Origin of the sequence: Paenarthrobacter sp. NPDC090522, assembly GCF_044769225.1 — a bacterium.
Taxonomy (GTDB): domain Bacteria; phylum Actinomycetota; class Actinomycetes; order Actinomycetales; family Micrococcaceae; genus Arthrobacter.
Window position 1 is genome coordinate 71,390 of record NZ_JBIVXL010000016.1, and the last position, 18,180, is coordinate 89,569.

An 18,180-nucleotide genomic window follows, 5' to 3' on the forward strand; every position below is an offset into this window, starting at 1 on the left:
CTATTGCTGGATCAGGCTCGTCGCCATGGACTCCACTGCCAAGAGCGGTGCCACGTTGGTGGTGGTGATGCGGACCCGTGCTTTGTTGATGGCGTCCATCCGGGCAAGGGTGGTCTCCGGCGCGGACTGGCGCGCGTATTCTTCAAGATCGCCCCTGAGTTCAACGTTGACCAACTCCACTGCGTTCCCGAGCTGGATGATCAAGACGTCCCTGTAAAAGGACAGCAGGTCGGTCAGCGTCCTGTCCAACGAGTCGGTAACGGACCGCTTGGCACGGCGCTTCTGGTCGTCCTCGAGTTGCTTGACCTGGCTGCGCATGGACGGCGGGAGGGTTCCGGATTCAGGGGCTCCAAGGCTGGCCAACAGGGCAACCTTCTCCGCAGCATCCCGTTCGTCATTGGAACTGTTGGCCTCGTCCGTTGCGATCTTGACCAGTTTCTCGGCCATCATCACCGCCGCTGTGACGCCGCGCAGGCCCAGCGGGCTCCGGACAGTTTCCAGCCGGCGTTCCCTGGCGTCGGCGTCGCGAGCCAAACGGCGTGCGATTCCAATGTGGCTCTGTGCTGCCCGGGCGGCCCGTTCAGCCAACTGCGGGTCGATGCCATCGCGGCGAACAAGAAGGTCTGCGACGTCGGAAGCCGGCGGCAGGCGCAGGGTGACCGGACGGCATCGGGACCGGATGGTGACCAGTACGTCCGCGGGGGAGGGCGCGCACAGCATCCAGATGGTCCGCGGCGTGGGTTCCTCGATGGCCTTGAGCAGGACGTTGGTGGTCCGTTCGGCCATGCGGTCCGCGTCCTCCACCACGATGATCCGCCACCGGCCCGTGGACGGCCTGTCTCCCGCTTTGGAGACGAGTTCCCGGGCTTCGTCAATGGTGATGGTGACTTTCTCGGTGCGCACGAACGTCACGTCGGAATGGGTTTCGCCAAGGATCGTGTGGCAGGCGGGGCATTCGCCGCAGCCGCGAAGGGCCACGTCGTCCTGCTCGCAGTTCAACGCAGCGGCGAAGGCCTTGGCCGCGTTGGAACGACCGGAGCCGGGTGGACCGGTGAAGAGCCAGGCATGGGTGAGTCCCGCTTCGCCTTCCGCAGCCTGTTTCAGCTGCGCAACAACCGGAGCCTGCCCCTGGAGGTCGTCCCAAACGCTCACTGGGGAACCCGCCCACCAAGCAACGCCTCGACACGTTCCAGGATCCGGGAAGCCAACGTCTCAATATCCAAGGATGCGGGCAACACAAGATAACTGGACGGCGACGCGGTGGCCAGGTCCAGGAACGCGTGGCGGATGGCCGAATGGAAATCGTCCGGCTCGGACTCCAGCCGGTCTTCTGTGGCCTCGCCGGCAGTGCGCCGCTGGCGCCCGTCTGAAGGATCGACGTCGAGCAGTACCGTCAGGTCCGGCTGCAGGCTTTCGGTGGCCCACTCGTTAAGGGAGCGGACCTGCTCGGCGCCGAGGCCCCGGCCCGCGCCCTGGTAGGCAACAGAGGAGTCGATGTAGCGGTCCGTAATGACCACCGTGCCCGCTGACAGGGCGGGGCGGATCACTTGGCTGGCGTGGGCAGCGCGGGCAGCGGCGAACATCAGTGCCTCAGTGCGGGCGTCGATGGTCCCGTGGCCGTGCTCAAGGACAAGGGAGCGCAGTTTTTCGCCGATGGGGGTTCCGCCGGGTTCGCGGGTTCGCAGGACGGTCAGCCCCCGGGATTCAAGGGCGTCGAAGAGCCGTGCGGCCTGGGTGGACTTGCCCGCTCCGTCCCCGCCTTCGAAGGCAATGAACAGGCCAGGACTCTGAATACTCACCTGCCTAGCCTACCGAGCGGGTGCAAACGTAACGGCTTTCATCCACACCCGTGCCCCCGACTACCCTGAAACCATGAGCCTTTCCGAAGAGCACGCGGCAGCTTTGTCCCCGGAAACCCTTGTGGTGGCTGCAGGCCGTCCCGAACGCAAGCACGATGAGCCGGTCAATCCGCCCATCGTCTTGTCCTCCACATACTTCGGAACGGGTCCGTTGAGCGACGGCGACCGCGGCTACGGGCGCTACGCCAACCCCACCTGGGACCCCTTCGAGGAGGCCTTGGCCAAGCTCGAAGGCGCCGGGCTTCCGGGGCTGCTCTACGGTTCCGGACTGGCCGCCGTGAGTTCCGTGCTTTCCCTGGTGCCCGCCGGAGGCGTGGTGGTGATGCCATCGCACAGCTACTCGGGCTCGCTGGTGATGGCTTCCGAGCTCGCGGACAAGGGCTTCATTGAACTGCGCACCGTGGACATCGCGGACACGGAGGCGGTCAAAGCCCTCATCAGCCCCGAGGGAGGCCGGAAGGCAGACCTGCTGTGGCTCGAAAGCCCCACCAACCCCATGCTGGGTATCGCCGATGTCCGTGCCCTGGCGGAAGCCGCGCACGCTGCCGGCGCGCTTGTCGTCACGGACAATACGTTCTCAACGCCTCTGGTGCAGCAGCCGCTGGCCCTGGGTTCCGACGTCGTTCTCCACTCGGTGACCAAGTACCTGGCCGGCCACTCGGACGTGGTCCTCGGCGCTTTGGTGACCTCCAATCCGGAGCTGCGGGCCGCGCTGCTCCATCACCGGATCATCCACGGCGGCATCGCGGGCCCGTTCGAAGCGTGGTTGGCCCTCCGTGGACTGCGGACGCTGGCCCTGCGCATCGAGCGTTCGCAAGCGTCCGCCGCTGTCCTCGCGGAGCGTCTCAGCACCCACCCGAGGGTGGAAGCTATCCGGTATCCGGGCCTCGCTACGGATCCCGGCCACCAGCGGGCCACGGAGCAGATGAAGGGCTTTGGTTCCATCCTCTGCATCCAGATTGCCGGCGACGACTCCCGCAGCGGCGCCGAAGCCGCCGACCAGCTGGTGCGCGGGCTGCAGCTCTGGCTCCCCGCTACGTCCTTGGGCGGCGTCGAGTCACTGATTGAACGCCGACGCCGGCACACGGCCGAGCCGCTCAGCGTCCCGGAGAACCTGGTCCGGTTGAGCGTGGGCATTGAGAACGTCGAGGACCTTTGGTCAGACCTCGAGCAAGCGCTGAAGTCGCTGGACAGCTAGGCTAAAGGGCGTGGACGGAAAATTCTTGATCGCCATTGTCACCAACGCGGTCTACTTCATCTTGGGACTGGTGGCCCTGGCCCTCGAAATCTGGGCCTTTGTGGATTGCCTGCGTCACCGCCCGGCGCTGTTCGTGGCTGCCTCCAAGCGCACCAAGACGTTCTGGACCGCGCTGACTGGTGTCGCCTTCGCCATCGGCGCCCTGACCGTGCTCAGCGGCGGCAGCGGCCTTGGCCTCTTCGGCATCGCGGCAGTCACGGCTGCCTCCGTGTATCTCGCCGACGTCCGCCCCGCAGTCCGCGAGGCCGGCAGTGGCGGCAACCGCAACGTGGGCCCGTACGGCCCCTGGTAAACAGCGCCGCACCAAACTAGAGCGGCGCCACGGCCTCCCACGCCACGGTCACTTCACCCAAGCGCCACCGCGACGGTCCATCCTGAAGCGGCCATCCGGCGTCGAGCAGTGAGCGGCACATGGCGGTCCACCGCTGCCGGTTGCCAAACGAGGCCAACGGCGCCGCCTCCAGCCAGGCGCGGTCCATGGCCTGCAGGAATGTGTGCACCTGCTCTCCCGGGACGTTGCGGTGGATCAGGGCCTTGGGCAGCCGCTCGGCCACCTCGGACGGCAGCTCAAAACTGCCGAAGCGCACGGACAGGCTCAGGCTCAGCGGACGTTCCTGATCCAGCGCTACCCAGGTCACCCGGCGGCCGATTTCGTCGCAGGTGCCGTCGATGAACAGGCCGCCCGGAGCAAGCCGGGACTGGACCAGTCCCCAGATTGCCGGCACGTCCGCTTCCTCGTATTGGCGCAGCACGTTGAAGGCCCGCACCAGGACGGGTTTGCCGGGCACGGGAATCTCGAAGCCACCCACGTGGAAACTCAGCCCAGGCCGCTCCAACGGCTTGGCGTTCCGCACGCGTTCGGGCTCTATTTCGATCCCGCAGACCCTTACATCGGGACGGACGGCTTGCAGCCGTTCAAAGAGCTCGACGGCGGTGGCCGGCGAGGCGCCGTAGCCCAGGTCCACCACCAAAGGCTCGACGGCGGCGCGCAGGCGCCACGCCTGTGGCCCGGCAAGCCACCTGTCCAAGCGGCGCATGCGGTTGGGATTCGTGGTTCCGCGGGTGATATTGCCAACCGGCTTTCCGCCCCTGTTGCGGGGAGAGCCCACCCGTTCAGCCTTTTGCACCACGGCCCCCACTTTATCGCCTGCCCTGCTCCGCACCCTTGCCGCCTTTAGGACCCTTTGCGGCGCTTCGCTGACCTGACGTGCCGCACCCTTTGCCGCCACACGCACCCCGGACCACTGGTGCGCGTGGCGCGAATGGGTGCGGCAGATGCGCGAGTGGGTGCGGCAGATGCGCGGGTGGGTGCGCTGGGCGCGAATGGGTGCGGGGGTGCGAGTGGGTGCGGCAGATGCGACCGAGGGCGCCCGTTGCTGTTCGTAACGCCCGGCAGGGGAGAGGGGCGCTCGGCTAGGATAAAAACCATGACTTACAAGCTCATTCTGCTGCGCCACGGCCACAGCGACTGGAACGCCAAGAACCTGTTCACCGGTTGGGTGGACGTTGACCTGAACGACCAAGGCCGCGGAGAAGCAGTACGCGGTGGAGAGCTCCTGGTTGAGAACAACATCCTCCCGGACGTCCTCTACACTTCGCTCCTGAAGCGTGCCATCAATACCGCCAACATGGCCCTGGACAAGGCCAACCGCGGGTGGATCCCGGTCAAGCGCGACTGGCGCCTCAACGAGCGCCACTACGGCGCCCTGCAGGGCAAGGACAAGGCCCAGACCCTTGCCGAGTTCGGCGAAGAGCAGTTCATGGAATGGCGCCGCAGCTACGACACCCCGCCGCCGCCCCTCTCGGACGACAGCGAATTCTCGCAGGCACACGACCCCCGCTACGCCGGGCTGGGCGACGCACTGCCTCGTACGGAGTGCCTCAAGGACGTCCTGGTCCGCCTGCTTCCGTACTGGGAATCTGACATCAAGGAAGACCTCAAGGCGGGCAAGACCGTCCTGGTCACCGCACACGGCAACTCCCTGCGTGCCTTGGTCAAGCACCTTGACGGCATCAGCGACGACGCCATTGCCTCCCTCAACATCCCCACTGGCATCCCGCTGGTGTACGAACTGGACGAGGACTTCAAGCCGGTCAACCCCGGCGGCACCTACCTGGACCCCGAAGCCGCGGCAGAGGCCATCCTCGCCGTAGCCAACCAGGGCAAGAAGTAGGGCTCCGCAGCGATTAAACGACGACGGCGGCCGGTCACCCCAGGTGACCGGCCGCCGTCGTCGTCCAGCAGTAAAGGCTAGAAGCCCTCGGGCTGCCATTCGCCCGTCACCAGGTAGGTGACCTTGCGGGCCACGGAAACACCGTGATCGGCGAAGCGCTCGAAGTAGCGGCTGGCCAGGGCAACGTCCACCGTGGTGGAAGCGGATTCGTTCCAGTCCGGTGCGGCGATGGCCTTGAAGACGCTGAGGTGGAGGTCGTCCACGGCGAGGTTGATCTTGAGGATGTCCCGGGCAACTTCCAGGTCGCGGGTTTCGAGGAGCTCGATGACCTTGGCCACAATCTCGATGTCGTGCTGGGCCATGGCCTTGAAGGTCTGGGTCAGCGGGGACGGGATGACGGTGGCGGGGTAGCGGAGGCGGGCCAGCTGCGCTACGTGGCGGGCGAGATCGCCCATGCGCTCCAGGGAAGCGCTCATGCGCAGCGAACCGACGATCATGCGGAGGTCGCTGGCTACAGGACCCTGGAGTGCCAGGATGTCGATGGCGCGCTCGTCCAGGCTGTTCTGCAGGAAGTCGATGCGGGCATCGGCCGCGATGACGTCCTGGGCGAGATCGATGTCTGCCCCTTCAAAGGCAGTGGTGGCCTTGGTGATTGCTTCGTGAACGAGTTTGGAGATCTCGATGAGGTCGTCGCCCACCTGGGTGAGTTCCGCCTGAAAAACCTTGCGCACTAAGGCGTCCTTTCCTTGGAAATCCTGTGCCCGTGGTGGCGGCCGGATTTCAAAACCATGGTTAGTCCAACAAGTAACACTGACAGCCGGCCATGAACTGTTGCGCACCTTTAGGTGAACGTTAGTTGAACCGTCCGCGTTTGGCGCAGGATCCATGCTTTGCCGTGTTTTCACAGCATAAGCTGGACAGGTGGATCCGTTGCTTATAGGTGTCATTGCAGGCTTGGTTGGCCTGTCTTTGGGCGTCTTCGGCATGCTCGCATTCAGGATCAGTGAACGGCAGCGCAGGATTGTTGACCTGGATGTCACCGAACCGCTGCTTCCCGAGGGGGCGGCCGAGGTACTCTCCGTGGTTGGCCGTGCTTTCGTGGTGGTGGACGCGATCGACGGCGTGGTCCGCGCCAGTCCTGCGGCGTACGCGTACGGCCTGGTGCGCGGGCACACGGTGGTCCACAAACAACTCCTGGACATGACCGCGAAGGTCCGCCGTGATGGCGTGATCCTGGAGGACCAGTACGAACTGCCGCGCGGTCCCTTGGGCAAGGGCGCGATCGTGGTCCAGGTGCGGGCGGCGATGCTCGGCCAGGAATACATTGTGCTGCTTGCCGATGACCGCACGGAAATCACCCGTACCGAAGAGATCCGCAACGACTTCGTGGCCAACGTCTCCCACGAACTGAAGACCCCCGTGGGCGCCATCTCGCTGCTGGCCGAGGCTTTGGAAGCCTCCCCGGATGACGAAGACGCCGTGCGTCGCTTTGCCAAGCGCATGCACAAAGAATCGGGCCGCCTCGCGGCGCTGGTGCAGGACATCATTGAGCTGTCCCGCCTGCAGGGCGCCAACGTGGCACAGCAAGGCCACGCCGTGGACATCAATGCCGTGATCACCGAGGCCGTGGACCGCTCCCAGCTGCCCGCCGAGAGCAAGAACATCCAGATGGTGGTGGGCGGCCACTCGGAGGCGTTGGTCTTCGGCGACCGCGACCTCCTGGTGACAGCGCTTCGCAACCTGATCGATAACGCCATCCGGTATTCCCCGGAGAACACCCGCGTGGGCGTCGGTGTCCGGACGCGGGAAGGTGTGGTTGCCATTTCCGTCACCGACCAGGGTGAGGGCCTCACCCCGGAGGACCAGGAACGCGTTTTCGAACGCTTCTACCGGGTGGACGCTGCGCGCTCCAGGCACACGGGCGGTACCGGCTTGGGCTTGAGCATCGTCAAGCACGTGGTGTCCAACCACGGCGGCGAAGTGACCGTTTGGTCCCAGCCGGGCCAGGGCTCCACGTTCACCATCCGCTTGCCGGAGATGGAAGGCCAGGACGACGACGCCCTGCCGCCTGCCGCTGCCACTGCGGACACATCTCCCGGACTACCGGTGGCCGACCCCGCCGCCGTCGAACCCCAAAGCGCGACCCAACAAGCTCGCGCACGTCAACAAGCGGGCGCCACGGGCGCCCAAGAGCAAGGAGCCAGCGCTTGAGCCGAATTTTGATTGTGGAGGACGAGGAGTCCTTCAGCGACCCCCTATCCTACCTTCTGGGCAAGGAGGGTTTTGATGTCGAAGTGGTGGATAACGGCAGCGACGCCCTGGTGGAGTTCGACCGCAACGGTGCCGACCTGGTGTTGCTGGACCTCCAGCTCCCGGGGACGCCGGGCACCGAGGTGTGCCGCCAGCTGCGCCAGCGCTCCAGCGTCCCGGTGATCATGCTGACCGCCAAGGATTCGGAGATCGACAAGGTGGTGGGCCTGGAGCTCGGCGCGGACGACTACGTGACCAAGCCCTACTCTTCCCGCGAGCTCGTGGCACGCGTGCGGGCAGTGCTGCGCCGGCAGGGAGAGCCGGAAGAGCTGATCACGTCCACCGTCCAGGCCGGCCCGGTCCGCATGGACATTGAACGCCACGTGGTCAGCGTCAACGGCGAGCAGGTTTCGCTGCCGCTCAAGGAGTTCGAGCTCCTGGAAATGCTGCTGCGCAACTCGGGCCGCGTGCTGACCCGTGGGCAACTGATCGACCGCGTGTGGGGTTCGGACTACGTGGGTGACACCAAGACCCTGGATGTGCACGTCAAGCGCCTGCGCAGCAAGATCGAGCCGGACCCGTCCGCGCCACGGTACCTGGTTACGGTCCGCGGCCTGGGCTACAAGTTCGAGCCGTAACAGCTCCCGATAGCACAAAGGAAGGGTTCCGCTGAAGCGGAACCCTTCCTTTGTTATGTGGCCTGCGGACCTTAGTGGCCGGCTGCTGCGGACTCGGTGGAAGTAGCAGTCGGAGTGGCTGTGGACGTTGCCGAGCCGCTGGGGCTTGCCGAACCGCTGGGGGTGGGCAGGTACTTCTGGTACTCGGGAAGCGTGCCGTCGACTACAGGAACGTTGACGGTGCTGGAGTCGGAACCGCTGCGGATGGTCACCGGAGTCAGGCCACCGGGCTGGGTACCGGCGGAGCTGAGGATGGCGGCATCCGCCTGGTCGTTCAGGTAGGTTTCGGAACCTGCCTTGACCGGGATCTCGGTCTGGGAGCCGTTGGCGCCGCTGATGGTGAGCGTGGCGTCGGAGGTGCCCTGGTTGAAGACGGCGCCGATGACGCGGCCCGGCTGGTTCTCGCCGGTGGCAACGATCAGGATGTTGCGGAGCTGCAGCTTGCCGAGGTCGGCCCTGACCCCGTCCGATGCCGAGTACTGGTGCGACGTCTGCTGGGCGTTGACGAAGCCGCAGCCGGTTACGGACAGAACGCCGACGCCGATCGCAGCGGCCGCCATAGCCAGCTTGCCGCGCTGGACAGTGTTCATCGCAGGAAAGCGCACGACACCTACTCCTCAAGAGTCATTGGAAAGTTTTCAGCCATAGCCTATCGGCAAACAGCCCGAAACGAGGATTCGGGAGGGCATTGTGGCGAGCTGCGGCGGGCCGGACCTGACACTCACTTTGATTGACTAATGCATCTTTCAGGGTTTTCGTCAAGGGGTGGTTTGTGACCCTCTGAGGCCTCTTTCCCTTTATTTGCGCGGGTCCAGGGGCCGTCCGATGCCAGTCGTATGCCTTAATCGTGATAGACTAGTCTGCGGGAAAGGGGAAAGTCCACATGGTTTTTGAGGTCGGCGAGACAGTAGTTTACCCTCACCACGGTGCAGCGAAAATTGAGGAAATCAAGATGCGCACCATCAAGGGCGAAGAGAAGATGTATCTCAAGCTCAAGGTGGCTCAGGGTGATCTGACCATTGAAGTTCCAGCAGAGAACGTTGACCTTGTTGGGGTCCGGGACGTAGTGGGCAAGGACGGTTTGGAGCACGTATTTGACGTTCTCCGCGCCGAGTTCACGGAAGAGCCCACCAACTGGTCACGTCGTTACAAGGCAAACCTGGAGAAGCTTGCTTCGGGCGATGTCATCAAGGTGGCAGAGGTCGTTCGCGATCTTTGGCGTCGTGATCACGATCGCGGCCTTTCCGCAGGTGAGAAGCGCATGCTGGCCAAGGCGCGGCAGATTCTGATTTCAGAACTGGCCCTGGCTGAGAAGACAGACGAAGAGAAGGCAGCAAGCGTTCTCGACGAGGTCTTGGCTTCCTAAGAATTGATGCCCGGTGGTGCGAAAGCGCCGCCGGGTTTCTTTTTGCCACGAAGTACCCTTGTGATCATGACTCAACCTTCGAAGCGCTCGGTCACAGCCGTCATTGTTGTTGCGGCAGGTTCAGGAGAGCGCCTGGGCTACGGCATGCCCAAGGCCTTGGTGCCCTTGGGCGGTGAAGCCATCCTGATGCATGCCTTGCGCGGCGTGGTGGCGTCCGATGTTGCCCGGCAGATCTGCATTGCCGTGCCCAAGGGGGACACCGAACTCCGCGAACTGATTGCCGAATTCACGGTGGAACTGGTTGACGGTGGCCCCGAAGTCACAGTCGTCGACGGCGGTTCCACCCGGGCGGATTCCGTCCGGGCGGCATTGGCTGCTTTGGAGGACGGTACCGAATCCGTGCTGGTCCACGACGCCGCGCGTGCGCTCACTCCGGAACGGGTGTTCCAGCGGGTGGCCGACGCCCTGGCTTCCGGCGCCAAGGCCGTCATTCCTGCCATGCCCGTGGTGGACACCATCAAGACGGTGTCGCCCACGGACAATTCCGATTCGAAGATTGCTCCGGAAATCGTGACGGGAACAGCGCCGCGCGAACAGCTCAGGGCAGTGCAGACTCCCCAAGGCTTTGAGGTGGCAACGCTGCAGCGTGCCCACGACGCCGCCGGACTGTTTGATGACAAGCAGTCCGCCGCCGTGACGGACGACGCGATGCTGGTTGAACTCCTGGGCATCCCGGTCCACGCAGTCCGCGGTGCCAGCCAGTCACTCAAGATCACCACGCCGCTGGACCTCATCATTGCCGAAGGCCTGTTGGAAGGACCCTTGGGCATCCGTTGGGTGGAAGGCTGATGGCGGACATGGCGCCCGTTCTTCCGCGTACCGGCATCGGTGTCGATGTGCACGCCTTCGCGCCGGCCGATGATCCGCAACCGCTCTGGCTCGGTGGCCTCTTCTGGGAGGGCGAACAAGGACTTTCCGGCCATTCCGACGGCGATTGCGTGGCCCACGCGGCGGCGGACGCACTCTTTTCTGCCTGCGGAATCGGTGATCTCGGCACGCACTTCGGCACGGACCGCCCCGAGTTCAAAGGCGCTTCCGGTGTGACGCTCCTCGGGGAGGCTGCCAGGATTGTCCGGGCAGCAGGCTTCGAAATCGGCAACGTGGCTGTGCAGTTCGTCGCAAACCGGCCCAAGTTCGGCCCTCGCCGCGAGGAATCCCAAAGGGTGCTGAGTGATGCCGCGGGTGCTCCTGTCAGCGTTACGGCTACTACCAGCGACGGGCTCGGTTTCACGGGCCGCGGCGAAGGTATCTCGGCTGTCGCCACTGCCCTCGTGTATGCCGTCCCGGCCCCAACGAAAGCTCCGACGAATGACTAAGCCGCGTACCGCCGTCGTACGTCTTTCGGCCGTAGCGGGCGCCCTGGCGGCGGCGCTCCTCCTGGGCGGGTGCGGCGGCACGCCCACCATGGACGTCAAGGCCAGCTGCGAGTTCCTGAACAACGATGCTTTCAAACCGGATGGCAACCAGCAGCAGCAATCGAAGCAGTTGGCGGCGCATTACCACGAGATCGCTGACAAGCTGGCGCCGGAGGTGGCCAACCCCATCAAGGAAATGGCCGCCATCATGGACAAAGCGGCAGCTTCCTCGCTCGGTGCAGCCACCCAGGAACAGCAACAGCAGCTCAAGGTGCAGTTCAACAAGGTGGGGGAGTACTGCAAGTAGGCGGTTCATGGTTCGTCATCGGCTAATCTGGAGCGGTGACCCTGCGCTTTTATGACACCGCGTCCGCCGAAGTCCGCGACTTCGTTCCCCTCGAACCCGGCAAGGCCAGCGTGTACTACTGTGGGGCCACAGTCCAGGGCATGCCCCACGTGGGCCACGTCCGTTCCGCGATCGCCTTCGACCAGCTGACGCGTTGGCTGGAATTCCGGGGGCACCGTGTCGCCGTGGTGCGCAACGTCACGGACATCGATGACAAGATCCTGGTGAAGTCGGCGCAGTCGTTCGAGCCGGATTGGTTCTCCGAACCCAGCGCCCGAATGGACGAGGAATGGTGGGCCCTTGCCTACCGTTACGAGCAGGAATTCGAGAAGGCCTACGAAACCCTCGGCGTGCAGCGGCCCACCTACGAGCCCCGCGCCACCGGGCACATCCCGGAAATGCACGCGCTGATCCAGCGCCTCATTGACCGCGGGCACGCGTACCCGGCGTTGGACGATTCCGGCGACGTCTATTTCGACGTGCGCTCGTGGAGCAAATACGGCTCGCTGACCCGCCAGAACATCGACGACATGCAAGGCGCTCCCGACGCCGACCCCCGGGGCAAGCGCGATCCCCGTGACTTCGCGCTGTGGAAGGGCTACAAGGAAGGCGAGCCCGCCACCGCCAAGTGGGATTCGCCGTGGGGCGCCGGACGGCCCGGGTGGCACCTCGAGTGCTCCGCTATGGTTACCAAGTACCTCGGAAGCCGCTTCGACATCCATGGTGGGGGACTGGACCTCCGTTTCCCGCACCATGAGAACGAGATGGCCCAGTCACAGGCCGCCGGGGACGAGTTCGCGAATTTCTGGATGCACAACGGCATGGTCACCTACGAGGGCGAAAAGATGTCCAAGTCCATCGGGAATACCGTCAGCCCGGCCGAGATGCTGGAACTCGCTTCACCGCGCGTCGTCCGCTACTACCTGGGACAAGCCCACTACCGCTCGGTGTTGGATTACCGCCCCACCTCGCTGCAGGAAGCCGCTGCCGCCGTCGAACGCATTGACGGTTTCATCACCAAGGCAGCAGCCAAGGTCACGCACGATATGGGCGGGCCGAAGGGGTATGCCGTAGCGCCGATGGCCCACATGCCGGCCGCCTTTATTGCCGCCATGGACGACGACCTGAACGTTCCGCAGGCACTCGGAGTGCTGCATGAAACCGTCCGGGCCGGCAACACCGCATTGGCGGCAGGTGACCTTGAGGCCGCCAAAGCCGCGTTGTACAGCGTGAATGCCATGACCGGCGTCCTTGGCCTGGACGCCGTCAAGCGTCCCGAGGCAGTGCAAGGCCGCGAACATACAGCCCTCGACGTGCTGGTGGAGGCTCAACTCGAAGCCCGCGCCGCAGCCCGTGCTGCCAAGGACTGGGCAGCGTCGGATGCCATCCGCGACACCCTCGCGGCAGCAGGCATCGTGGTCGAAGATGGTTCGGACGGAGCCACCTGGAGCCTGAAACGCGACTGACAACCGGGCACGTCCGCCGAATTGCACTGGGTCAGTAGACTTGATTCCAGACTCATTACAACATCAAGGATGGAATCCCATGGCCAACAACGGTAACCGGTCGGTCAAGAAGAAGAAGGGCCCCACCATCGGAACCGGTGGCCACGGCCGCAAGGCGCTCGAAGGCAAGGGTCCCACGCCCAAGGCGGAGGACCGCGTCTACCACAAGGCCCACAAAAACAAGCAGTTGGCCGAGCGTTCAGCCGCCAAGCGCGGTGCCACCAACCGTGCTGCGGGCACCCGCCGGAGCACCGGTCCCAAGGGACGTGCCACCGAGGAACTTGTCACGGGCCGCAACTCCGTGGTCGAGGCCCTGCGCGCCGGCATTCCCGCGAAGGCGCTGCACGTGGCCATCCGCATCGAAATGGATGACCGCGTCAAGGAATCGCTCAAGCTCGCAGCCGAACGCGGCATCCCGCTGCTCGAAGCCGGCAAACCCGAGCTGGACCGCATGACCGAGGACGCTGTCCACCAGGGCCTGGTCCTGCAGATCCCGCCGTACGAGTACGGGGATGCCTACGAACTTGCCGAGGAAACCATTACCAAGTGGAAGAAGGGGCACATCGCCAACGCCCCCCTCTTCGTGGCGCTCGACGGCATCACCGACCCCCGTAACCTCGGTGCGATCATCCGCTCCGTTTCAGCGTTCAGCGGCCATGGTGTGATTGTTCCGGAGCGGCGTTCTGTAGGCGTCACTGCCGCGGCGTGGAAGACCAGTGCCGGTGCCGCAGTCCGCGTTCCCGTGGCACGTGCTTCCAACCTGAACAACGCCCTCAAGCAGTTCAAGAACATGGGCATCTACGTGCTCGGCCTCGATGGCGACGGCGACGTATCGCTGCCGGACCTCACGGTTGCCACCGAACCGGTGTGCATCGTGGTTGGCTCCGAGGGCAAGGGCCTCAGCCGCCTTGTCCGCGAAAACTGCGACCAGATCGTCTCGATTCCGATCGACTCCGCCATGGAGTCGCTCAATGCATCCATGGCCGTCGGTATCTCGCTGTACGAAGTCTCGCGCCAGCGCGCTTCGTAATCCGTCAGTAAGGCGCCGCAAGCGCCATCCTCCGCGTGCTGCTCCCCACCGCCCCCTAGCCTCGCAAGCTCGGCCCGGGAACCCTGACGGCGTGGGCCCACTTCGTCGCCTTGGCGCACGCTTCCGGTGGCCCTTGCGGTGCCTTTCGCGTATCCCTCTCTCACCTTTGGATGCTTACTGGCGAACGCTCTCTCACTGTTGGGTGCTTTTTGGCGAACGCTCTCTCACCTCTATTTCGGCCGCAGGGGCTGGTGAGAGAGCGTTCGGCCCAGGGGGCGGTTCGGTGAGAGAGGGTCCGGCCCAGAGGGGCTGGTGAGAGAGGGTCCGGCCTAGGGGGCGGTTCGGTGAGAGAGGGTCCGGCCCAGGGGGCGGTTCGGTGAGAGAGCGTCCGGGGCAGGGGAGCTAAAAGTCGCGGCGGTTGGCCAGCACCGGGAGTTGTTGCCGGGCCTCATCCACCACGGCGGGGTCGAGGTCCGCGAAGAGCAGGCCCGGCTCGCCCTCCAGTGCTTCCAGTACCTGGCCGAATGGACTCACGACGGCGGAGTACCCCACGCCTGTGGGTGCGGAACCTTTCGTTTCGATTCCCTGGGTGGCCGGGTCGCCTTGGCCGCAGGCCAGGACGAACGTTGTGGTGTCCACAGCCCGTGCCCTGGCCAGGAGTTGCCACTGCTCGGCCTTGCCCGGTCCCGATCCCCAGGAAGCAGAAACGATGTTCACCACGGCGCCGCGTTGGGCGTTGGCCGTGAACAGCGCCGGAAAACGGACGTCATAGCAGGTGGCCAAGCCAAAGGTGAGGCCACCGGCGTCGAACGTCACGGGGTCCGTACCCGACTCAACGGTGTCCGACTCCGCGAAGCCGAACGCATCGAAAAGGTGGATCTTGTCGTAGCTCGCTTCGACGCCCGGGCCGGTGGCCAACAGGGTGTTCCGGACGCGCGGCTTTCCAGACTCCGAATCAGCGCCAGGTGTGAACATGCCGGCCACGATCACCAACCCGAGTTCAGCAGCGATTTCGCGGATACGGCTGGCCCACGGACCATCGAGCGGCTCGGCGATGTCCAGCAGGGAGTTCCCGAACGCCCGCATCATGGCTTCGGGAAAAACCACCAGTTCGGCGCCGCCGTCCTTCGCGCGCCGTGCGTACTCTTCGAGGAGCCGCAGGTTGTCGGCAACATCCCGTCCGGTAATGACTTGGGCAAGTGCCACACGCACCATTCGAAACCTCCAGTTCTTTTCGTTTTCAGTATGGCAAGCCGGTCAAGGGAAACACCGTGTGTGTCGTCACATGGACCCCCGAAGAGGCACATACTTGGCGTGGAACTAAACTTGCAAGCAATGGTTATGCCTATTTTGGACACAGCAGCCACGCTGGACGCCTCGCGTCCCACGCCCCTCGGACTGAGCACTCCGCAGCCCGGAGATTTCGGCGCGGCCGGTGGCACCCACGTCAACGTTGCGGTCTTTGCGCCGGACCTGGAGCGCGTGGAGATTGCCTATCAGGCGCCCGGCGATGGCTGGCGCGTGCACACTCTCCCCAACACCGAGGACGGCGTGCACTTTGGCCTGGTGAGCGGCATGCCTCCAGGAACGCGGTACGGTTTCCGCGCGGCGCCGTCGGAGGGTGGACTGCCGTTGTCCGTCCCGTCGCTGGATTTCGACGACGACGGCGAGCAGTCGCTCCTGCTGGATCCCTATGGCCGCGCCGTGGACCAGCGGGGTGAGTTCCTGACCAGCGTCCACTTGGCCACTGATTTCGATTGGGGAGATGACGCCGCCCCGCGCACTCCGATGCGGACGTCGGTGATCTACGAGGCCCACGTCCGCGGCCAGACCATGCTGCACCCTGAGATTCCGGAACACCTCCGGGGAACCTACGCGGGCATGGCGCATCCGGTGATGATCCAGCACCTGACCGAGCTTGGCATCACCGCCGTCCAGTTGCTGCCCATCCACTTCCATCTGGACGAGGCACACCTGCAGGACCTGGGCCTCACCAACTATTGGGGCTACAACAGTGCTGCGTTCTTTGCCCCGCACGCCGACTATGCCACTGAGGCAGCCCGGAACGCCGGCCCGCACGCAGTGCAGGACGAGCTCAAGGGCATGGTCAAGTTGCTCCATGCCGCCGGCATCGAGGTCATCCTGGACGTGGTGTACAACCACACCGCCGAGGCAGGACCCGACGGACCGGTCATCAGCTTCCGTGGTTTGGCGGAGAAGCGCTATTACCGCCACGATGCCCACGGACGTTACCTGGACACCACAGGTTGCGGAAACACCATGGACTTCAGCGATCCCGTAGTGGTGCAGCTGGCCTTGGACTCCCTGCGCTACTGGGTGGACGAATTCCACGTGGACGGCTTCCGGTTCGACCTCGCCGTCACGCTTTGCCGCGACGCAGGCAACGAGTTCGATCCCAAGCATCCGTTCCTCCAGGCGATAGCCGAGGACCCGGTGCTCTCCGACGTGAAGCTGATCGCGGAGCCGTGGGATGTTGGCTATGGCGGCTGGCAGACGGGCCGTTTCCCGCAGGGTTGGTCCGACTGGAACGATCATTTCCGCGACGGAGTCCGGCAGTTCTGGTTGTCCGACCGCGCGTCCATCGAAGCTGGCGGTCTAGGAAGCTCCGTTGCCGCGCTGGCCGAAATCATGGCCGGCTCCGCGGGCTTCTTTGCTCCGTCCGGCAGGTCACGGCTGGCGTCGGTCAACTTTGTCACCGCACACGATGGCTTCACCCTGACGGACCTGGTGAGCTACGACCGCAAGCACAACGAGGCCAACGGCGAGCAAAACCGCGACGGGCACGGCGACAACCGCAGCTACAACCACGGCTTCGAGGGCCGCAGCGAGAACGAGTCGATCGTCGCTGCCCGGGCCCTGTCCATCCGCAACCTCATGGCCACGCTACTGCTCTCCATCGGCGTACCCATGATCACCGCCGGCGATGAACTGGGCCGTACCCAGCAGGGCAACAACAACGCGTACTGCCAGGACAACCCCACTGCCTGGCTGGACTGGAGCCGCACCCACGAGGCAAACGCGATGTTCCAAACCACCCGGGAACTGGTCCGGCTCCGGCGGTGGTTCCTTCGGCAGCAGCCTGAAAGCTTCCCCGCCACAGCCAACGACGCCAGCCTGCAATGGTTCGACGATAAGGGCAAGCGGATGACCCCTGCCCGGTGGAACGATCCCAACGTCCGTTCCGTTCAACTCCTCATGGGGAACGAGACCAGCACCGTCCGCGGTTTGATCGCGGTGAACGGGAGCAACCAGGACGTCAAGATGGTGCTCCCGGAGATCCTCAGCGAAACCGGAATCGGCAAGCGCATGTTCGAACTCCGTTTCACCACCTCCGTGTTGCACGATCACCGCAAGGGTGCGCTGGTGGCGTCCGGCGAGCGGGATATCCTGCAAGCCAACACCATCAACATCTACCGCACCTGAGCGGCCGAACGGCATCAAAGGAAGTCCTCCACATGAAGCGCAGCAAACTGGCTGCATTCGCAGCCCTGGTGATTGCCGCCGTCGTGCTGGTGGTCGCGATGGTGAGCGGCCAGCAGGCCACGGCACCCAACGGCACAGAAACCACGACGCCGGCGCCTCCTGCCGCCGCCAGCGCACCGGTGAATCCTTCCGGGCTCCCTGCTGTCAACGCTTCGCAGTTGCCCAAGGAAGCGCGGCAGACGCTCGCGCTGATAGCCAAGGGTGGGCCGTATCCGTATGACCGGGATGGCGTGAACTTCGGCAACTTCGAAGGACTCCTTCCCAAGAAGTCCAGCGGTTTCTATCAGGAGTACACGGTTGCGACGCCCGGGGAGTCGGACCGCGGCGCCCGCCGGATCATCGCGGGCAAGGACAGGGCGAAGTACTACACCCCGGATCACTACGAATCGTTCAAGTTCATCGTCGAGGACAAGTAGGAGCCCATGAAGATCTACTCAGCAGACACCTGGACACTCGAAGAACTGCAGGAGCAAGTCTCTGACGCCGGACGCAGGACCATCCTGGTCCCGCCTGCCGCAAACAAGCAGGCGGTCCTTGAGGTCTTCGGCCAAGTCCTTGATTTCCCCGAGTACTACGGCGTGAACCTGGATGCCCTGAACGATTCGCTGCACGACTTCGCCGACTCGCTCTCGGACGACGACGGCAGCCCCGTGACCATGATCTGGCAGGTCCCCGCCGCCTACCGCGCGGACCGCTCGTTCGCCGTGGTCTGCGAAATCCTCCAGGACGCCGAGCGCTACGCAGGCCGCGACCTCGCAGTGATCGCCGTGTTCGGGCATTAACGTCGCTGGCCCGC

The 18,180-nt window shown here is 64.6% G+C and carries 20 protein-coding genes; 14 read left to right on the plus strand and 6 right to left on the minus strand.

Going from position 1 to position 18,180, the window contains the following annotated elements; all coding sequences use genetic code 11:
* Both ACIQT2_RS18685 and tmk read right to left on the minus strand, forming a co-directional pair.
* Window positions 1-1,152, minus strand: a complete 1,152-nt coding sequence (locus ACIQT2_RS18685; protein ID WP_402949408.1) for a DNA polymerase III subunit delta' — start codon at window positions 1,150-1,152, stop codon at window positions 1-3.
* Complete coding sequence (gene tmk, locus ACIQT2_RS18690; RefSeq protein WP_402949411.1) at window positions 1,149-1,799, minus strand: dTMP kinase; 651 nt, start codon at window positions 1,797-1,799, stop codon at window positions 1,149-1,151. Before tmk ends, ACIQT2_RS18685 begins: the two co-directional genes overlap by 4 nt.
* A gap of 73 nt (window positions 1,800-1,872) precedes the next feature.
* Between tmk and ACIQT2_RS18695 the strand changes: the two genes are divergently transcribed.
* Together ACIQT2_RS18695 and ACIQT2_RS18700 are read left to right on the plus strand one after the other, a co-directional pair.
* The gene (locus ACIQT2_RS18695; protein ID WP_402949413.1) at window positions 1,873-3,057 is read left to right on the plus strand and encodes a trans-sulfuration enzyme family protein; all 1,185 of its coding nucleotides are present in this window, start codon (window positions 1,873-1,875) and stop codon (window positions 3,055-3,057) included.
* Between the two features lie 10 nt (window positions 3,058-3,067).
* A complete protein-coding gene (locus ACIQT2_RS18700; protein WP_397326069.1) occupies window positions 3,068-3,409 on the plus strand; it encodes a DUF2516 family protein in 342 nt (113 codons plus the stop codon).
* Window positions 3,410-3,425: 16 nt separating this feature from the next.
* Here the strand turns inward: ACIQT2_RS18700 and ACIQT2_RS18705 are convergent, their stop codons facing one another.
* The gene (locus ACIQT2_RS18705) at window positions 3,426-4,247 is read right to left on the minus strand and encodes a class I SAM-dependent methyltransferase (protein WP_402949417.1); all 822 of its coding nucleotides are present in this window, start codon (window positions 4,245-4,247) and stop codon (window positions 3,426-3,428) included.
* A 297-nt stretch (window positions 4,248-4,544) separates the two neighbouring features.
* Between ACIQT2_RS18705 and ACIQT2_RS18710 the strand changes: the two genes are divergently transcribed.
* The gene (locus tag ACIQT2_RS18710; RefSeq protein WP_387438948.1) at window positions 4,545-5,291 is read left to right on the plus strand and encodes a phosphoglyceromutase; all 747 of its coding nucleotides are present in this window, start codon (window positions 4,545-4,547) and stop codon (window positions 5,289-5,291) included.
* A gap of 77 nt (window positions 5,292-5,368) precedes the next feature.
* On the opposite strand, the gene phoU is transcribed toward ACIQT2_RS18710, so the two are convergent.
* The gene (gene phoU, locus ACIQT2_RS18715; protein WP_400336008.1) at window positions 5,369-6,022 is read right to left on the minus strand and encodes a phosphate signaling complex protein PhoU; all 654 of its coding nucleotides are present in this window, start codon (window positions 6,020-6,022) and stop codon (window positions 5,369-5,371) included.
* 199 nt (window positions 6,023-6,221) lie between these two features.
* On the opposite strand from phoU, the gene ACIQT2_RS18720 reads away from it, so the two are divergent.
* Both ACIQT2_RS18720 and ACIQT2_RS18725 read left to right on the plus strand, forming a co-directional pair.
* Window positions 6,222-7,502 carry a sensor histidine kinase gene (locus ACIQT2_RS18720; protein ID WP_402949451.1) on the plus strand — a complete coding sequence of 427 codons (1,281 nt, stop codon included), beginning with the start codon at window positions 6,222-6,224 and terminating at the stop codon, window positions 7,500-7,502.
* The gene (locus ACIQT2_RS18725; protein WP_020608526.1) at window positions 7,499-8,179 is read left to right on the plus strand and encodes a response regulator transcription factor; all 681 of its coding nucleotides are present in this window, start codon (window positions 7,499-7,501) and stop codon (window positions 8,177-8,179) included. Before ACIQT2_RS18720 ends, ACIQT2_RS18725 begins: the two co-directional genes overlap by 4 nt.
* Before the next feature lie 71 nt (window positions 8,180-8,250).
* On the opposite strand, the gene ACIQT2_RS18730 is transcribed toward ACIQT2_RS18725, so the two are convergent.
* Window positions 8,251-8,808 carry a hypothetical protein gene (locus ACIQT2_RS18730; RefSeq protein ID WP_400336039.1) on the minus strand — a complete coding sequence of 186 codons (558 nt, stop codon included), beginning with the start codon at window positions 8,806-8,808 and terminating at the stop codon, window positions 8,251-8,253.
* Between the two features lie 293 nt (window positions 8,809-9,101).
* Here ACIQT2_RS18730 and ACIQT2_RS18735 point away from each other — a divergent pair, with 293 nt between their 5' ends.
* The 6 genes from ACIQT2_RS18735 to rlmB all read left to right on the plus strand — a co-directional run bounded on the left by ACIQT2_RS18735 (window position 9,102) and on the right by rlmB (window position 13,880).
* Window positions 9,102-9,584, plus strand: coding sequence for a CarD family transcriptional regulator (locus ACIQT2_RS18735; RefSeq protein WP_009357288.1), 483 nt, complete (start codon window positions 9,102-9,104; stop codon window positions 9,582-9,584).
* A 66-nt stretch (window positions 9,585-9,650) separates the two neighbouring features.
* On the plus strand, window positions 9,651-10,433 hold the full coding sequence (ispD, locus tag ACIQT2_RS18740) for a 2-C-methyl-D-erythritol 4-phosphate cytidylyltransferase (RefSeq protein WP_402949422.1): 783 nt from the start codon (window positions 9,651-9,653) through the stop codon (window positions 10,431-10,433).
* A gap of 8 nt (window positions 10,434-10,441) precedes the next feature.
* Window positions 10,442-10,960, plus strand: a complete 519-nt coding sequence (gene ispF, locus ACIQT2_RS18745) for a 2-C-methyl-D-erythritol 2,4-cyclodiphosphate synthase (RefSeq protein WP_402949424.1) — start codon at window positions 10,442-10,444, stop codon at window positions 10,958-10,960.
* A complete protein-coding gene (locus ACIQT2_RS18750; RefSeq protein ID WP_402949427.1) occupies window positions 10,953-11,306 on the plus strand; it encodes a hypothetical protein in 354 nt (117 codons plus the stop codon). The genes ispF and ACIQT2_RS18750 overlap by 8 nt, the downstream gene beginning before the upstream one ends.
* 35 nt (window positions 11,307-11,341) lie before the next feature.
* The gene (gene cysS / locus ACIQT2_RS18755) at window positions 11,342-12,811 is read left to right on the plus strand and encodes a cysteine--tRNA ligase (protein WP_402949430.1); all 1,470 of its coding nucleotides are present in this window, start codon (window positions 11,342-11,344) and stop codon (window positions 12,809-12,811) included.
* Window positions 12,812-12,890: 79 nt separating this feature from the next.
* Entirely contained in the window at window positions 12,891-13,880 is a 990-nt protein-coding gene (gene rlmB, locus ACIQT2_RS18760; protein ID WP_402949432.1) for a 23S rRNA (guanosine(2251)-2'-O)-methyltransferase RlmB, read from the plus strand.
* A gap of 402 nt (window positions 13,881-14,282) precedes the next feature.
* Here rlmB and ACIQT2_RS18765 read toward each other — a convergent pair whose 3' ends face one another.
* A complete protein-coding gene (locus ACIQT2_RS18765; protein ID WP_402949454.1) occupies window positions 14,283-15,092 on the minus strand; it encodes a carbon-nitrogen hydrolase family protein in 810 nt (269 codons plus the stop codon).
* A gap of 123 nt (window positions 15,093-15,215) precedes the next feature.
* Here ACIQT2_RS18765 and glgX point away from each other — a divergent pair, with 123 nt between their 5' ends.
* From glgX to ACIQT2_RS18780, 3 genes are read left to right on the plus strand one after another with little or no spacing between them, the layout of a single operon-like run.
* Window positions 15,216-17,324, plus strand: a complete 2,109-nt coding sequence (gene glgX / locus ACIQT2_RS18770) for a glycogen debranching protein GlgX (protein WP_402949435.1) — start codon at window positions 15,216-15,218, stop codon at window positions 17,322-17,324.
* Window positions 17,325-17,356: 32 nt separating this feature from the next.
* Complete coding sequence (locus tag ACIQT2_RS18775) at window positions 17,357-17,800, plus strand: ribonuclease domain-containing protein (RefSeq protein WP_402949437.1); 444 nt, start codon at window positions 17,357-17,359, stop codon at window positions 17,798-17,800.
* 6 nt (window positions 17,801-17,806) lie between these two features.
* Window positions 17,807-18,166 carry a barstar family protein gene (locus tag ACIQT2_RS18780; RefSeq protein WP_402949439.1) on the plus strand — a complete coding sequence of 120 codons (360 nt, stop codon included), beginning with the start codon at window positions 17,807-17,809 and terminating at the stop codon, window positions 18,164-18,166.
* Window positions 18,167-18,180: the final 14 nt, after the last annotated feature.

Bases quoted from the DNA above. Each gene is read 5' to 3' on its own strand.
- ACIQT2_RS18695 (WP_402949413.1), top strand. From the start codon at position 1,873: ATGAGCCTTTCCGAAGAGCACGCGGCAGCTTTGTCCCCGGAAACCCTT.
- glgX (WP_402949435.1), top strand. From the start codon at position 15,216: ATGGTTATGCCTATTTTGGACACAGCAGCCACGCTGGACGCCTCGCGT.
- ACIQT2_RS18750 (WP_402949427.1), top strand. From the start codon at position 10,953: ATGACTAAGCCGCGTACCGCCGTCGTACGTCTTTCGGCCGTAGCGGGC.
- ACIQT2_RS18710 (WP_387438948.1), top strand. From the start codon at position 4,545: ATGACTTACAAGCTCATTCTGCTGCGCCACGGCCACAGCGACTGGAAC.
- ACIQT2_RS18775 (WP_402949437.1), top strand. From the start codon at position 17,357: ATGAAGCGCAGCAAACTGGCTGCATTCGCAGCCCTGGTGATTGCCGCC.
- ACIQT2_RS18780 (WP_402949439.1), top strand. From the start codon at position 17,807: ATGAAGATCTACTCAGCAGACACCTGGACACTCGAAGAACTGCAGGAG.
- ACIQT2_RS18735 (WP_009357288.1), top strand. From the start codon at position 9,102: ATGGTTTTTGAGGTCGGCGAGACAGTAGTTTACCCTCACCACGGTGCA.
- ACIQT2_RS18730 (WP_400336039.1), bottom strand. From the start codon at position 8,808: ATGAACACTGTCCAGCGCGGCAAGCTGGCTATGGCGGCCGCTGCGATC.
- rlmB (WP_402949432.1), top strand. From the start codon at position 12,891: ATGGCCAACAACGGTAACCGGTCGGTCAAGAAGAAGAAGGGCCCCACC.
- ispD (WP_402949422.1), top strand. From the start codon at position 9,651: ATGACTCAACCTTCGAAGCGCTCGGTCACAGCCGTCATTGTTGTTGCG.
- ispF (WP_402949424.1), top strand. From the start codon at position 10,442: ATGGCGCCCGTTCTTCCGCGTACCGGCATCGGTGTCGATGTGCACGCC.